Annotated in this window: 11 protein-coding genes; 8 read left to right on the forward strand and 3 right to left on the reverse strand. The window is 53.3% G+C overall.

The genetic code is table 11. From position 1 onward, the window contains the following. The first annotated feature begins 21 nt into the window (after nt 1–21). The 6 genes from gltX to ACYVK4_RS03805 all read left to right on the forward strand — a co-directional run bounded on the left by gltX (nt 22) and on the right by ACYVK4_RS03805 (nt 4,587). Nucleotides 22–1,551 carry a glutamate--tRNA ligase gene (gene gltX / locus ACYVK4_RS03780; RefSeq protein WP_461126153.1) on the forward strand — a complete coding sequence of 510 codons (1,530 nt, stop codon included), beginning with the start codon at nt 22–24 and terminating at the stop codon, nt 1,549–1,551. A 243-nt stretch (nt 1,552–1,794) separates the two neighbouring features. Next, entirely contained in the window at nt 1,795–2,085 is a 291-nt protein-coding gene (locus ACYVK4_RS03785; RefSeq protein ID WP_461126154.1) for a hypothetical protein, read from the forward strand. A 130-nt stretch (nt 2,086–2,215) separates the two neighbouring features. Beyond that, complete coding sequence (locus ACYVK4_RS03790) at nt 2,216–2,995, forward strand: TIGR00266 family protein (protein ID WP_461126155.1); 780 nt, start codon at nt 2,216–2,218, stop codon at nt 2,993–2,995. 118 nt (nt 2,996–3,113) lie between these two features. Continuing rightward, nucleotides 3,114–3,404, forward strand: a complete 291-nt coding sequence (locus ACYVK4_RS03795; protein ID WP_297370652.1) for a hypothetical protein — start codon at nt 3,114–3,116, stop codon at nt 3,402–3,404. 95 nt (nt 3,405–3,499) lie between these two features. Further along, nucleotides 3,500–4,087 carry a gliding motility lipoprotein GldD gene (gene gldD, locus ACYVK4_RS03800; RefSeq protein ID WP_461126156.1) on the forward strand — a complete coding sequence of 196 codons (588 nt, stop codon included), beginning with the start codon at nt 3,500–3,502 and terminating at the stop codon, nt 4,085–4,087. 71 nt (nt 4,088–4,158) lie between these two features. Beyond that, nucleotides 4,159–4,587: a c-type cytochrome gene (locus tag ACYVK4_RS03805; protein ID WP_461126157.1), complete on the forward strand. Its 429-nt coding sequence runs from the start codon at nt 4,159–4,161 to the stop codon at nt 4,585–4,587. A gap of 117 nt (nt 4,588–4,704) precedes the next feature. On the opposite strand, the gene ACYVK4_RS03810 is transcribed toward ACYVK4_RS03805, so the two are convergent. Beyond that, the gene (locus ACYVK4_RS03810) at nt 4,705–6,315 is read right to left on the reverse strand and encodes an acyl-CoA carboxylase subunit beta (protein WP_461126158.1); all 1,611 of its coding nucleotides are present in this window, start codon (nt 6,313–6,315) and stop codon (nt 4,705–4,707) included. Nucleotides 6,316–6,599: 284 nt separating this feature from the next. Between ACYVK4_RS03810 and ACYVK4_RS03815 the strand changes: the two genes are divergently transcribed. Further along, entirely contained in the window at nt 6,600–9,707 is a 3,108-nt protein-coding gene (locus ACYVK4_RS03815; protein ID WP_461126159.1) for a WD40/YVTN/BNR-like repeat-containing protein, read from the forward strand. A gap of 224 nt (nt 9,708–9,931) precedes the next feature. Here ACYVK4_RS03815 and ACYVK4_RS03820 read toward each other — a convergent pair whose 3' ends face one another. Further along, nucleotides 9,932–10,927 carry an MlaD family protein gene (locus ACYVK4_RS03820; RefSeq protein WP_461126160.1) on the reverse strand — a complete coding sequence of 332 codons (996 nt, stop codon included), beginning with the start codon at nt 10,925–10,927 and terminating at the stop codon, nt 9,932–9,934. 176 nt (nt 10,928–11,103) lie between these two features. After that, nucleotides 11,104–11,946, reverse strand: a complete 843-nt coding sequence (locus tag ACYVK4_RS03825) for an N-acetylmuramoyl-L-alanine amidase family protein (protein ID WP_461126161.1) — start codon at nt 11,944–11,946, stop codon at nt 11,104–11,106. Nucleotides 11,947–12,040: 94 nt separating this feature from the next. Between ACYVK4_RS03825 and ACYVK4_RS03830 the strand changes: the two genes are divergently transcribed. Continuing rightward, nucleotides 12,041–15,640 carry a putative LPS assembly protein LptD gene (locus ACYVK4_RS03830; RefSeq protein ID WP_461126162.1) on the forward strand — a complete coding sequence of 1,200 codons (3,600 nt, stop codon included), beginning with the start codon at nt 12,041–12,043 and terminating at the stop codon, nt 15,638–15,640. Nucleotides 15,641–15,664 lie beyond the last annotated feature (24 nt).

Consider the following 15,664-nt stretch of genomic DNA (forward strand, 5'->3'; position numbering starts at 1 on the left):
TCCCCTTCCTCCCCCAATTTTATGTCAAGACCCGTTCGCGTTCGTTTCGCGCCCAGCCCTACCGGCCCGCTGCACATTGGCGGAGTGCGTACTGCGCTTTATAATTACCTGTTTGCCCGCAAGATGGGCGGAAAAATGCTCCTGCGTATCGAAGATACCGACCAGAATCGCTTTGTGCCGGGTGCCGAAGAATATATTCTGGAAGCCTTAAAATGGGCAGGCATCGAAATCGACGAAGGTCAGGGTACGGGTGGTCCCCATGCCCCTTACCGGCAGTCAGAACGCCGTGACATTTATCAGAAAGAAGCCCAGCGGTTGGTGGATGAAGGCAAAGCCTATTATGCCTTCGATACGGCCGAAGAACTGGACGCCATGCGCAAACGGCTTGAAGAGGCCAATGCTCCGGCAGCGCAGTACAACGCCATTACACGGATGCAGATGCGAAACTCCCTGACCATGAAGCCCGAAGACGTGAAGGCGCGCATGGACGCGGGCGACCCGTTTGTGATCCGGCTGAAAACGCCCCGCAAAGAGGAAGTTCGGCTCAACGACCTGATTCGGGGTTGGGTGAATGTGCATTCGTCGGCCATTGACGATAAAGTGCTGCTCAAGTCAGACGGATTGCCGACCTACCACCTCGCCAACATCGTGGATGACCACCTGATGGAAATCACCCACGTGATCCGGGGCGAAGAGTGGCTGCCCTCGGCACCGTTGCACGTGCTGCTGTACCGCTACCTGGGCTGGGAAGATACCATGCCGCAGTTCGCTCACCTGCCCCTGCTCCTCAAACCCGAAGGCAATGGCAAACTCAGCAAGCGCGACGCCGACCTCGGTGGCTTCCCCATCTTTCCGCTTCAGTGGACCGACCCGGTTTCAGGTGTTGTCGCACGCGGTTTTCGGGAAGATGGCTACCTGCCCGAAGCGACCATCAACTTTCTGGCCCTGCTGGGCTGGAACCCCGGCACGGAGCAGGAACTGTTTACGATGGATGAGTTGATCGCCAGCTTCGACCTTACCCAGGTTCACAAAGCCGGTGCCCGTTTCGATATTCAGAAAGCACAGTGGTTCAACCACCAGTACATCCGGCTGCAACCCGATGCTGTCCTGGCTCCCGCCGTTCAGCAACAGGCCGAAGCGGCTGGTTTTAGCTGCTCGCTGGAGAAAGCGGAGAAAATTGCGGCCCTACTTAAAGGACGCGTTAATTTCGGGCACGAGATCTTTACCGAAGCCGGTACCATCTTCAACGCGCCAACGACTTACGACGAAGCTATTGTAACAGCCAAATGGAACGACGATGCCAAAAAGGCTGTCGCCGTTTTCCGCGATGCGCTGCAACCCTTCGACGGTGCGTTTATGGCCGACGATATCAAGCATACCCTCGGCGATGCCATGCAGCAGGCGGGTATCAAGCAGGGCAAAATCATGCAGGCGATGCGGCTGGCCCTAACGGGTTCCGGCGCTGGCCCGGACCTGATGCTGACGATGGAAATCATCGGCAAAGATGAAACCGTAGCCCGGCTGGAAAAAGCACTGGCAACGCTGGGGTAGGATGAAGCTGGCGCGGTTGGTAAGCTGGCGCGGGCATTTGCCCGTGCCTATGTATGAAGTCAGTATTCACTGACGCAAGCGAATGCTTGCTTTATGTAAAGGCACGGGCAAATGCCCGCGCCAGCTTACCAACCGCGTCAGCCGACTACCCGCACCAGAATCCATTTAATTTTTTAAACTTATACGCCAAACCGGGGTTTCGGTCTTTGAGACCTTATAGGTTTGTGATAAACCACGAAGCTTATGGCAAAGAAAAAAACCAATCCCGACGAGAATGATAAGCCGCGCGTTCATAAAGAACTCGAAGGCTTCGACATTCAGATAAACTCCTTCGGCGAAATCACGACGAGTTTTGATATTGACCGGATCAATCAGTTTCTGAACAAAACCGTGGACGATAAAAAACTTCGCCACCGCACTGATCTGAATCTGAAAGGCGAGCCGGACGAGGATGAGAAAGACGACGCATCGGATGATGACCACCTCTTCGATGAGACGGACAACGATCTCCCCGACGACATCAACCAACGCTAAAAGCCCGACCTGCCAAAACGCCCGGTCGGGCTTTTTTTTGTGCCGTTTGTCAGAAATTTTACCAATAAACTGCGTGTCATTCATTAGTTTTCGTCCATCATTACCTGTTAAGGTTAACCAAAACTGACTTATGTACGCTCACGAAATCGATTACAAGATTATTGGCGAAGACATCCAGATCGTTGAAATAGAACTGGACCCCAACGAAACCGTTATTGCCGAAGCGGGTTCGATGCTGTATATGGAAGACGGCATCACCTTTGAAACCAAAATGGGCGATGGTTCGCAGCCAGACCAGGGATTTCTGGGCAAGTTGCTGCAGGCCGGTTCGCGGATGGTCATGGGCGAATCGCTCTTCATGACGCATTTTACCAACCGGGGCGTTGGTAAGCGGAAGGTCGCTTTCTCAGCACCATACCCCGGCACCATTATGCCAATCAACATGGCCAATGTGTATGGCAACACGCTTATCGTTCAGAAAGATGCCTTCCTGTGCGCAGCTTTGGGCACAAGACTAAGCATTCATTTTAATCAGCGCCTGGGCGCGGGTTTCTTTGGGGGCGAAGGCTTTATTCTAGAGAAAGTACAGAGCGATGGGATGGCTTTCATTCATGCGGGCGGTGTGGTTGTTGAACGCATCCTAAACAACGAAACCCTGCGCGTTGATACGGGTTGCGTAGTGGGTTTTGAACCGAGTATCAACTTCGATGTTCAGCGGGCGGGTGGCCTGCGCAGCATGGTATTCGGTGGCGAAGGCCTGTTTCTGGCTACGCTGCGTGGCTCTGGTAAAGTCTGGATTCAGTCGATGCCAATCTCGAAACTCGTGCAGCGCTTATCGCCGGGTGGCGGACAAGCCCACAAAGAAGGCGGCTCCGTACTGGGGCAGTTAGGAAATCTGTTTGAAGGCTAACCGGAGCCTGGATTCATCTGATTTTTATGATTCAAAGAATTTTCTATCTTCACATAGGACATTTTTTAGCAAAATCATGTTAATCTTAGAAATCTGATAAATCCCGGTTCAGACGACTATGGAAGTTATTTGCACAAACGACAATTTTCCGGCTCCCGTGCTGGCCTTTTATGCTGAGTTCGGTATACAAACGCCAAAGCGAGACCAGATGTATACCATTCGGCAGGTGAAACGCCATACGACCGGCGATACCGGCGTGTTGCTGAACGAAATCAAGAACCCCGATGTGCCGGTGAAACATCCGGTTATGGGCGAAGTCTGGTTTGAACCGACCTTCAACATTAACCGATTTGCCACCCTGATGGGCCAGCCGGTCATGAAGGAAGAACTGGAAGATGTAAATGCTTAATTGATCGTCGTATAGACTTTACGCGCAGCCCGGCACGAAACCGCCGGGCTTTTGCGTTTACTTAGTTGTCAATCTGCACATTTTCTTATTCACCCGTGATAAAATACGCATTCCTGCTGCTTACAGGGCTTTTTCTGGCCGCTTGTGGCAACGACACTTCAGAAAATTACGTACCGAAACCAAAGGGTTTCCCCCGTTTCGATCTGCCGACACCGACCTATAAACTGATCGACCCGACACATCCGTACGAGTTCGAATACAACTCAATTGCCAAAATCCTCCCCGACACCTTCGCCCGGTCCGAACCGCACTGGATTTTCATTCATTATCCCATGTTCAAAGCCAGCGTTCAGTTGACGTACAAGCCCGTTCTGAACGATATGAAACGACTTAGGGCGATGCTCGACGACTCCTATAAGCTGGCAGCGCGACACAAAATAAAAGCCTCGGTGTTTGAAGAGCGTAGAATCCGCCTGAAGTCAGGCCTGGAAGCGAGCGTCATTGATTTGGCGGGCGAGGTGCCTAGCCAGGTGCAGTTTATCACGACCGACTCAACAACCCATTTTATGCGGGGGGCCTTGTATTTCAACACAGCCACCGAAAATGATTCCCTGCAACCCGCTATCCAATACATTCGCAAGGATATTATCCATATGCTGAACACCCTGAAATGGCGCAAGTAGACCGTCGGGCGGGGTCCGCTAAACGCCAACCATTCGTTATCCCAACCTGTTATTCAGAAAACGTTATCTTAATGAAATTACTCGCCACCTTATTCCTTTGCCTTTCGCTTTCCGTTGCCATCGCGCAAACGAAGAAACCAGCGGCTAAAGCAACTGCCAAACCAGGTGCAGCGGCAACCAAAGCCGCCGGACAGCTTATTTACGAACAAAACTGTCTGACCTGCCACCAGGCCAATGGCTCCGGCGTTCCCAACCTGAATCCGCCCCTCCGTGGCACGGATTGGGTTCTGGGCGATAAGACCCGGCTGATCAATGTCTTATTGAAAGGCTTGCAGGGCCAGGAAATTGAAGGTGATATGTACGATAACGCCATGCCTGCCCACGATTTCCTGAACGACACCCAGATTGCTGATGTGCTCACCTATATCCGCAGCAACTTTGGCAACAAAGCCGACGCCATCACCGCCGATGAGGTGAAGGTGGTGCGGGCTGCGAAATAAGTAATTGAACCACAGAGTCACGGAGCACACAGAGCAGCCAATTAAAGAAGCTCTGTGTATTCCGTGACTCTGTGGTTAATCCTTGTTTTAAAAAGATAGTTGTAATAGCCCCTCAAACTACGTCTGAATCACCCCTACCGAAAATCGCTTCGTCATTGGCGCGTGATTAGCCGCCGAAATACCTTCTGACAAAATCTTCCGGGTATCGAGCGGGTCGATGACGGCGTCGACCCACAAACGGGCGGCTGCGTAGTAGGGCGAAAGCTGGGCGTTGTACTGGTCCGTTATTTTGTCCAGCTGTGCCTGTTCTTCTTCAGCTGTCATAGGCTGGCCCTTCGCTTTCTGAGCCGCTACCTGAATCTGGAGTAATGTTTTGGCGGCCGAGGCACCACTCATTACGGCCATTTGTGCCGTTGGCCAGGCCAGCATCAGCCGGGGGTCATAAGCTTTGCCGCACATGGCGTAATTGCCCGCTCCATAACTATTGCCGACCACAACCGTGAACTTGGGCACGACCGAATTAGCCATAGCACTAACCATCTTGGCCCCATCTTTAATGATGCCCCCCTGCTCGGCCCGACTCCCGACCATAAAGCCCGATACGTCCTGTATGAACACCAGCGGAATCCGCTTCTGGTTGCAGTTCATGATGAAACGGGCCGCTTTATCGGCGGCATCGCCGTAGATCACACCACCCATCTGCATTTCGGTTGGCTGACCCGTCTTCCCTTTGGCTTTCACCACTTTGCGCTGGTTGGCAATGATACCCACCGCCCAGCCGTCAATTCGGGCATATCCGCAAATGAGCGACTGCCCATAACCGGGTTTATACGCATCGAAAGCCGAGTTATCCACAAGTCTATCCACAATCTCCTGCATGTCGTAAGGTTTTACACGGTCAGCGGGTAGGATCTGGTAGATGTCGGCGGGGTTTTTAGCGGGTAATACAGGTTCGACCCGGTCGAAGCCAGCCGTTGGCTGATGACCCGTTTTATCGAAAATGCGCTTGATGGCATCGAGACAGCTTTTGTCGTCCGGGTAGCGGTTGTCGATCACGCCGGAAATATCGGTATGCGTAACGGCTCCGCCCAGCGTTTCGGCGTCGACCTCTTCGCCAATCGACGCTTTAACCAGATAAGGACCCGCCAGAAATATGGACCCGGTACCTTCCACGATCAGCGCTTCGTCGGACATAATGGGCAAATACGCCCCTCCGGCAACGCAGCTGCCCATAACAGCCGCCACCTGCAAAACGCCCATGGCCGAAAGATGCGCGTTGTTCCGAAATGTCCGGCCAAAGTGCTCTTTATCGGCAAAGACTTCGTCCTGCAACGGCAGGTAAACGCCCGCGCTATCGACCAGGTAAATAATGGGTAACTGGTTCTCCATGGCAATCTCCTGCGCCCGGAGGTTCTTCTTGGCGGTGATGGGAAACCAGGCACCGGCCTTCACCGTAGCATCATTCGCCACAATGACGCACTGCCGACCCGACACATAGCCAACACCGACAACAACGCCACCCGACGGGCAGCCGCCATGTTCGGCATACATGCCCTCGCCCGTAAAAAGACCAATCTCGACAAACGGAGCCCCTTCATCGGTCAGGTAGTCGATCCGCTCGCGGGCGGTCAGCTTCCCTTTTTTATGCTGGTCATCTATTTTCTTTTGTCCGCCACCAAGCTGGGTTTTTGTGGTGCGTTGCGCGAGTTCGTCGAGAAGGGTTTGCATGAATGAAGGAGAAGTGCAGCCGTGCAGGCCATTAGAAAACTCTAAAGTAAGCCAGTTGTTGCCATCTCAAAAACCAGGCCCTCAAAACAATTCGCCATGCCAGCGTAAAGCTTACAGATATTTAATAATCATATTTGGCTTTTCTTGTATTTTTCAAAATTATATAACGAAACGAAAAATTAGACCTGATTAAATTATAAGCATTTGCTAAGTTTGGTGAAATAACGAAAACCCCTGGTTAACGCACCCAAAGCGACCAGTCAAGCTCAAAATCCTATTCTCCTATGCAGAAGTCTTTCCTCTACATTTTTCTTATGCTCTTTGTAAGCCGTCTCGCTCTGGGTCAGGCGCAGAAAGCACCGGCCGCGTTGACCTTCGATCCAGTCACCTACGAGGGGCTACGCTGGCGTGAGCTGGGGCCCTTCCGGGGCGGGCGCTCCTGCACCGTTACGGGCGTAAAAGACAACCCCAACCTGTATTACATGGGCACCGTGGGCGGGGGCGTCTGGCGTACGACTGATGGCGGGCAGACCTGGGGCAACATCACCGACAATTACTTTGGCGGAACGATTGGTGCCGTAGCCGTTGCCGAAAGCGACCCTAACGTTATTTATGTGGGCGAAGGCGAGCAAACCTTACGCAATAACGTGGCATCCGGCACCGGTATGTGGCGCTCGACTGATGCAGGCACAAGCTGGAAACGCATCGGCCTGACCGACTCCAAACACATCGCCCGCATTCGCATTCACCCTAAAAACCCCGATGTGGTCTACGTAGCGGCTATGGGCAACCTCTGGAAGCCCAACGAAATGCGGGGTATTTTTCGCAGCACCGATGGTGGGCAGACCTGGAAAAAAGTACTGTACATCAACGACCAGGCGGGTGCCGCCGATCTGGTCCTCGACCCAAACAACCCGCGCATCATGTATGCCAGCACCTGGAACATGAAGCGCAACGGCTACCGCATGGATAGCGGTGGTCCCGACTCCAAGCTGTGGAAAAGCACCGATGGGGGCGACACTTGGGAAAACCTGTCGGATAAATCGGGGATGCCGTCGGGTATCAACGGCATCATTGGCGTAACCGTTTCGCCGAAGAACTCCAGCCGGGTTTGGGCCATTATTGAGAATAAAGACGCCGGTGGCGTTTACCGCTCTGACGATGCCGGGAAAACCTGGGCCAAAATCAATCAGGATCGCGCATTGCTGCAACGGGCCTGGTACTACTGCCGCATTTACGCCGACTCGCAGAACGAGGACATCGTATATGTTATGAACGTAAGTTATGGCGTATCGAAAGATGGTGGGAAAACCTTCGAACTGAAAAATGCCCCCCACGGCGACCACCATGACCTCTGGATCGACCCCAACAACAACAAACGCATGGCCATTGCCGATGACGGGGGCGCTCAGATTTCGACCGATGGCGGCAACAACTGGACAACCTACCACAACCAGCCAACCGCCCAGTTCTACCGCGTTTCGACCGACAACCATTTCCCGTACCGCATCTACGGGGCGCAGCAGGACAACACCAGTGTGCGGATTTCCCACCGGACGGGCAGCACATCCGTTACCGAGAAAGACTGGGTCGCCCTGGCTATTGGCGAAAGTGCCCATCTGGCTCCCGACCCACTCAACAGCGAGGTCGTTTTCGGTGGCGATTACAAAGGGTATATGACCATGCAGGATATTGCCACCGGGCAGGAACGCTCCACCAATATCTACCCCGACCTGCCCGCCGGTTCGGGAGCCGACGCGATGAAATACCGCTTCAACTGGAATTACCCGGTCTTTTTCAGTCCGCATAACCCGAAGAAGCTGTATGCCGGCTCGAACCACCTGCACGTGAGTTACACGGGTGGCGAAAGTTGGGAAGTGATCAGCCCCGATTTGTCGCGGGGAGAGCCCGAAACCATCAAATCGTCGGGTGGGCCGATCACGCAGGATAACACCGGCGCGGAATACTACGCCAACGTCTTTGCCGCGGCCGAATCGCCCTATACCGAAGGAGAAATCTGGACGGGTTCCGACGACGGGCTGGTGCATATGACAACGGATGGCGGCAAGAGCTGGAAAAACGTCACCCCGCCCATGTCGCCGAAGTACAACATGATGAACTCGGTGGAGGTCAATCCTTTCGTGAAAGGGGGGGCTTACATCGCGGCAACGTCGTACAAGTTTGGTGATTACACGCCCTACATTTACAAGACGCTCGACTACGGCAAAACCTGGACGGTGATGACCAAAGGCATTCCGAAGGATGAGTTTGTGCGGGTCGTTCGGGCCGATCCCAAGCGCAAGGGGCTGCTCTATGCCGGTACCGAGCGGGGCGTGTGGGTTTCATTTGACGATGCCGAAAGCTGGTCGAAACTCCAGCTCAACCTGCCGCCCGTACCCATTCATGACCTGGCCCTTAAGAATGACAATCTCATTGCCGCCACCCACGGACGCAGTTTCTGGCTGATCGACGACGTTACGCCACTTCATCAACTCAAAAGTGAGGTCGCTACGAAAGATGTTATGCTGTACCAGCCAATGGCGACCTACCGCATGGCCGGTTACGACAAACGGGAGGCTGCTCTCGAAGGCGAAAATCACCCGAATGGCGTAATGGTTCATTACTTCATCAGGAAAGCCGACCCGGCCACGGAGGTTAAGCTGGAAATCCTGGAAAGCAACGGCAGCCTCATCCGCGCCTTCAGCAGCAAAGCCAGCGTAAAAGCCGACCTACTAAAAGTTAAATCCGGGGGCGACCGCTTTGTGTGGGACATGCGCTATCCCGGCTACAAAACCTTCCCCGGCATGGTGTTCTACGGCTCGCCCAACCTCGGCCCCAAAGCCGTACCGGGCAAATACCAGGTCAGGCTGACGGTAAACGGCCTATCTCAGACCCAACCGTTTGAGATTCTTAAAGACCCGCGCCTGAAAACGACGCCGGAAGATTATCAGGCCCAGTTCGACTTCTTGATGAAGGTACGCAACAAAGTGACGGAAGCGAACGAGGGCATTATCGGGCTCCGCAAAATCAAGGAGGACTTGACGTATCTGAAAAACAAGATGGGGGCCGACGAGAAAAATAAGGACATAAACGACGTCATCAGGAAGTTTGAAGATGACCTCAAAACCATCGAGAACGACATTCACCAGACCAAAAACATGAGTGTTCAGGACCCGCTCAACTACGGCATCAAGCTCAACAACCGGCTGGCTCACCTCATGAGCGAGCAGGCACAGGGCGACTTCCGCCCAACGAAACAGGGGGAAGAAGTACGCGGACAGCTTACGCAGGCCGTCGATGAACAGTTAGGGAAATTGAAAATGACGATTGAAACCAACCTCATGCGCATCAACCAGATGGCCAAAGAAAAAGGGGTCGTGCTGGTCAATTAGCGTATGGGAGCTTATATACCGGGTATATTTAACACTGTGGAGTCAGGTTCTTAACCTGACTAGGAAGGTTTCTCAAAACCTTCTGTAGATGGGATAAATCGGTTAGGTTTTAAGAAACCTAACCGGTCGGGTTTGGAACCCGGCTCACAGTATGTTAGCACAAACTGCTGATGCTTGCGTGTCGGGTCTGGAAGTCAGACCCGACACGCAAGCATCAGCAGTATCTATTTCGTCGAATCGCTCCGGCTTGTCATACCCGTTGTGCTGGCTGGCGCGGTCTCGGCGGTGGCAGCCGGTTTCTCTTTACGGCCGAAAAGCGAGAAATGTACGTACCGTTTGGGATTCTCCCGAAGGTCGGTCAGCAGTTTTTCGAGGCTGGCAGTTGTAGCGTTAACGTTACGGTAGAGGGCTTCGTCCGATGCTAGTTTACCGAGCGAGCCCTCGCCTTTGCTAATCGATCCCAGAATTTTTTGAAGGTTGTCAACCGTTTTATTGACACTGCCCAGGGTTTGTTTCAGCTGAAGTCCCTGAAGCGAGTCAGCGAAGGTATCCGCCTTGGCCAGAATGGGCTTGAGTTGTTTTTCGGTTTCGATCAGCGACGACGACAGCTTGTTTACATTGGCTAAAGTCGCCTGGAGGCCCGCCCGGTTTTCGGCAATTGTCAAACCAAGTGTGCCAACAGCTGCATTGGCGCTGCGAAGGGTCTGATTCAGCACAACGCCCGTCTGGTCGAACTGGGCTACCACCCGGTTGAGCTGATAGGTCAGCGAGTCAACGTTATTCAGAACGGGCAGGGTTTTTTCCCGGATCAGGGCGGATAAGCCTGATTCTTTCACAGCCACCAGGGCACCGCCTTCTTCGAGTTCAGGCTTGCCGTAGTTGATACCAAGTCGAATCAATTTACCGCCCAACAGGCCATCGTCGGCCAATACTGCCCTCGAGCCCTGCGTTACCAGGATATTTTTTTTGATCTCCAGCGTCACTAATAATTTATTCTGCTGTTTCTGCAAGATCTCGATACTCTTGACCTGACCTACAGTTAGCCCATTGATACTGACTGGGTTAGATGCCACCAGACCGTCAATATTGTCATAAACAACCTGATATTTGCGCGTGGAGGAGAAGAAATCAGAACCTTTCAAAAATCTAAATCCAAAATAGAGCATCATCAGCGAGACGACAGCCAACAACCCTACTTTTACTTCTTTAGAAACTTTCATGCGTATGTGAAGGTGAACAGCCCAAGAGGACAGGCCAATCCGATTGATTGACCCTATAACCAACTTTAGCGGTTGTTTGTCCCGTAAAAGTCGGAAAAAGCAGGAAAGGCAACGACTACCAAAGAAGGACCGTAGTAAGATATGGCTTTTTAGCCAATCATAACGCCAATGTTCGCTTACTCGCTGGTTTCGATTTCCTGCTTGTATTGCAGGAAAGCTTTGTAGATAGCGGTCGATACTTCGTCCTGCCCCTGCTCCGACCGAAGGTAATCTTCTTCGGCGGGATTGGTCAGATAACCCGTCTCAATCAGCACACTGGGCATTGTTGCTTTCCAGAGGACAATAAATCCGGCCTGTTTCACCCCGTTACTTTTACGGTCGGCGTTATGGCGAAAACTGCGTTCAATCTTTTCGGCAAAATTGATGCTGCTTCCCATAAAGGCGTGCTGGTAATTCGCCAGCATGATCGTGGCCAGAGGGGAGTTGGGATCAAAGCCTTTGTAGGTTTGCTGATAATTTTTTTCCTGCAGAATAACAGCATTCTCCCGACGGGCCACGTCCAGATTTCGCTCGGTTCTGTGCAGCCCTAACGTATAGGTTTCCGTGCCATATACCTGACTGCTGGATGGGCTGGCATTGCAGTGAATCGAAATAAAAAGATCCGCCCGACTTCGATTGGCGATAGCTCCCCGTTCGATCAAATCGACAAAGTGATCGGATGAGCGGGTATAAATAACCCGAACATTTGGATGCTTATTCTTAATTTTCCGTCCTAATTGCAGAATCAGTGCCAGATTGATTGTTTTCTCCTTGGCATAACGACCATGTGTGCCCGGGTCTTTTCCGCCGTGGCCCGCATCGAGCACCACCGTACGTACCTGGTTGGGAGTATCGTTGGCGGCCGTTTCCGTATCCTGCGATCCAACGCGCCGAAGGGTGTCCTGCGTTAAATCGGGCGACAAAGCCCCCGGTGTAGTCAGAGCCAGCAAGGGCAGAATCAATAAGACCGCTGTTGTCATTATTCCGGGAGATGTTGCCGAAATACGGATACCGGTTGATTTAATAATTTTTAACGACCAAAAACGTTTCAAAGCGGTAGCGGGATAACTGTTCATGAATACCTTTGTAAGCCATAGACTTAACGGTCTTTTGGCAAATATAATTTTTTTAATAATCCTGAAAAAAGCATACTTTATTTTGCGGCCCTCGCGAATACGACCAATATGGATAAAGGCGTTCGGCGTTCTTATCTGGTTGCTCTGGACGTTTAACGCGTTAGGGCAAAGCAAAGAAACGCCCCGACAGCCCGCAAAGGGCGGTTTACCCCCTGCTGGTGTACCAGCACAGCGGGTGGCTGACCCAACGCCGGAATCCCCCAGCGACAGTACGCCTACCCCCGTTGCGACCCAAAAGAAATCTGGCGGACGAGTTGTGGTGGGGCCTTCGTCGGGTACCGCTACCTTACCAGAAACACCAACAAGCCCCGCAGGCGTCGGCCAGGAGAGCGAGCTGGAGCGCGAACTTAACCAGAATTATTCAGCCCCGAACCGGCTGGGTACCGGCACGACCCGCCAGCTCCCGGCACCGGCTGCCCGTCCGGCAAATCGAGACACCGCCCGGACGCGACTGACAAAGCAGACACCCAAATTACCAGCCCCGGTCAATAGCACGCCCGTCAGGTTAACGTCTTTGGTACCGCTGGTGCCCAGGCCGGTGCAGTTCGCCCGGCGCCTGACGGGGAATCTGTCTGTCGACATGGCTTCTTCTCAACACAGCCTTGTCAGACGTTCCAGCCGCCCGGCGGCTCCGGTCATTGCCGGAAAAACAAACCCGGCTCAAAAACAACCGGCGACGTCCGCCAAGCCTGCTGCCACCATTCCCGGCATTGTTTCGCCGAATATCGTGCGTCCGCAGGGACCGGCCAGCCTGACGCTGCCCGCCATAAGCGTGGATTCTGCCCAGGTGGCCGTCACCGATTCGGTTCTGAGAGATTCGCTCCAGTCTGCCGATTCGTTTAAAACAACCGTCAAATACCAGGCCAGAGATTCGACGTTCTATTCGGCGGACGGCCGAACGGTGGAGCTGTTTGGAGAGGCCAGCGTCATTTATGGTGATATTTCGCTCAAAGCCGAGTATATCCGCCTGAATTACCTGACCAATGAAGTATTTGCCCGGGGCCGCTATGACTCTACAGCCCAAAAGCTGATCGGCAGACCCATATTTCAGGACGGCGAAGGCAAGTACGACGCCAAAGAGATCCGCTATAATTTCAAATCCCGAAAAGGGCGGATTCAGGGCGTGATCACCCAGCAGGGCGAAGGGAACATTCGGGGTCAGACGGTAAAGAAAGACGACGAAGACAACCTGTACATCGGTAAAGCCATTTACACGACCTGTAACCTGGCGACCCCGCACTTTCATATCAATGCCAGTAAACTGAAGGTCATTCATAACAAACAGGTGGTGGCCGGACCGTTCAACCTGGTTATCAATCAAATTCCACTACCCATCGGCTTACCCTTCGGCTTTTTCCCCTTTCCGAAACGGAAAGAGATCGGCGTATCGGGCATTATTGTGCCTCAATATGGCGAGGAGCCCAACGGACGCGGTTTTTACCTGCGCGATGGCGGCTATTACTGGGCCGTCAACGAGAACCTGGGGCTACAGTTCAAAGGGCAGATTTACTCGCGGGGCAGCTGGGGGCTGGGCCTATCGTCGGCCTACAACAAACGGTACCGGTACAGCGGCAGCGTGAACCTGCAATTCAACCGCAACCGCTCCGGCGACCGGGTCGACACCACGCAAACGCCACGGAACGACTTCTCCATCAACTGGGCGCACTCACCGGTACCACGCGGACGGGGTAGTTTTTCGGCCAACGTGAACGTGAGCAGCAACAGCTACAACCAGTTTAACTCCTACAGCACCCAGTCGTATATCTCCAACGTCGCGGGCTCCTCGGTGCAATATAGCCGCACGTTCGGGCAATATGCACGGGCGGGGGCCAACTTACGCGTGAACCAGCAGTTTGGGCAGGTGAACCAGATTACGGGCGTTCGGGCGAATGGTAAAACGGATGTATCGTCGGACTTCAACTTTGGTATCAACCAGATTTCGCCATTTGCCCTCAAAGGCGGCAGTGGCCGGTGGTACGAAAGTTTCCGGGTGGGCCTGGATGTCAGTGGTTCGATCAGCGTGAGCAATACCATCCGGACGCAGGTGGATACCACCGGGCTTGGCTTCCCGGTCATTACCCAGATAACGACGGTGAATGCCCTACAGCGCTATAACGACAGCTTAACCCGCGCGACAAACCTCCGCTTCGGTATCGTTGCGGCCGACCCGAACCTGATTGCGTTCAGCATGGCCAATGCCAGCCGGATCTGGAATAATCGGGTCGTACAGGCACGGTACAGCATTCCCATTTCCTTGCCCAACGTGAAGCTGTTCCGGTATATCAACGTGACGCCCGGATTCGCCATTCAGGGCGACATTTACAGCAAGAAACTTAATTACGTTCCCGTAGAGAACGGCATACGGGTGGATACATCAAGGGGCTTTTTCCCCTCCTACAATTTCTCGGTCAACGCCAGTATGAACACCCGTTTTTACGGCACGTTCTTTATTCGCAGCAAACGTATCGAGGCTATCCGGCACACGGTGGCACCGTCCATTTCCTTCAGCTATGTACCCGATTTCACGAACCCGTCGTTTGGGCAGTTTCAGGTATTGGATGCAGTCGGCCCACTGGCTAATTTGCCGCTGTATCGCCGAACGCTTTCCGTATTCCGGGGATTGGGCGGCAGCGGGGGCAGTGCATCCAGCACCCAGTCGGCGTTCATTACGTTCGGCATCGTCAACCAGCTGGAAATGAAAGTGCGCACCCGCAGCGACTCGTCCGGGCAGGAATTCAAGAAGATTCCTATTTTCGACAACCTGAGCGTCAATGGCAGTTACAACCTGCTGGCACCCGATTACAAGCTGTCGCCCCTTACGGTGAGCGCCAACACGCAGATTTTCAAAAATATCAGCTTTAACTTTTCGTCCACTTTCGACCCTTACGCCTACAGGCCCTACGGAGGAACCGCGCAGTATTACTTTCCAACCACGGCCATAACGCCCCTCTCCTACTCGCCATCCATTCTGGCCATACAACAGGAGTACCAGAACCAGCAATACATTCGTGTACCCAATGTGTATGCTTATCAGGCCGGACAGGGGCTGCTGCGTATGACCAACCTGCAGGCGTATGTAAGCGCCCGCTTTGCTCCCAAGCAGGCCGACAAAAAGAAAAGCAGTCCCAATGCCTCCGATGCGACTATGAAGGCGATCAACAACAACCCGGAGTTGTACGTTGATTTCAACATTCCCTGGTCCATGAACGTTAGCTACACTTTCGGGCTCACGCAACTGACGCCCGTTCAATCGCAGGTAATTCAGGCGCTGACCTTAACGGGCGACCTAAGCCTGACCCCGAAGTGGAAAATTACGGTCAACACCGGCTATGACTTCGCTTTCAAGAGCCCGACGCTGACGACCATCGGCATTAACCGCGATCTGCACTGCTGGGAAATGGCCTTTAACTGGACGCCTTACTCGGGCAATAACTTCCGCTCGGGCAACTACTCGTTCGACCTGCGGGCACGGTCGTCTATTTTGCAGGAGCTGAAACTCAGCCGTCGCCGGAGCTTCTACGACCGGGGCGGATTTTAAAGCGCGAAAGAATTAAATCCGTAT

The organism is Spirosoma aerophilum (genome assembly GCF_054782495.1).

What these genes read in the sequence shown, in the direction of transcription:
- ACYVK4_RS03810 (WP_461126158.1), bottom strand. Translation starts at nt 6,315, where the DNA reads ATGCAAACCCTTCTCGACGAACTCGCGCAACGCACCACAAAAACCCAG.
- ACYVK4_RS03785 (WP_461126154.1), top strand. Translation starts at nt 1,795, where the DNA reads ATGGCAAAGAAAAAAACCAATCCCGACGAGAATGATAAGCCGCGCGTT.
- ACYVK4_RS03795 (WP_297370652.1), top strand. Translation starts at nt 3,114, where the DNA reads ATGGAAGTTATTTGCACAAACGACAATTTTCCGGCTCCCGTGCTGGCC.
- ACYVK4_RS03790 (WP_461126155.1), top strand. Translation starts at nt 2,216, where the DNA reads ATGTACGCTCACGAAATCGATTACAAGATTATTGGCGAAGACATCCAG.
- ACYVK4_RS03820 (WP_461126160.1), bottom strand. Translation starts at nt 10,927, where the DNA reads ATGAAAGTTTCTAAAGAAGTAAAAGTAGGGTTGTTGGCTGTCGTCTCG.
- ACYVK4_RS03805 (WP_461126157.1), top strand. Translation starts at nt 4,159, where the DNA reads ATGAAATTACTCGCCACCTTATTCCTTTGCCTTTCGCTTTCCGTTGCC.
- ACYVK4_RS03825 (WP_461126161.1), bottom strand. Translation starts at nt 11,946, where the DNA reads ATGACAACAGCGGTCTTATTGATTCTGCCCTTGCTGGCTCTGACTACA.
- ACYVK4_RS03830 (WP_461126162.1), top strand. Translation starts at nt 12,041, where the DNA reads ATGAATACCTTTGTAAGCCATAGACTTAACGGTCTTTTGGCAAATATA.
- gltX (WP_461126153.1), top strand. Translation starts at nt 22, where the DNA reads ATGTCAAGACCCGTTCGCGTTCGTTTCGCGCCCAGCCCTACCGGCCCG.
- ACYVK4_RS03815 (WP_461126159.1), top strand. Translation starts at nt 6,600, where the DNA reads ATGCAGAAGTCTTTCCTCTACATTTTTCTTATGCTCTTTGTAAGCCGT.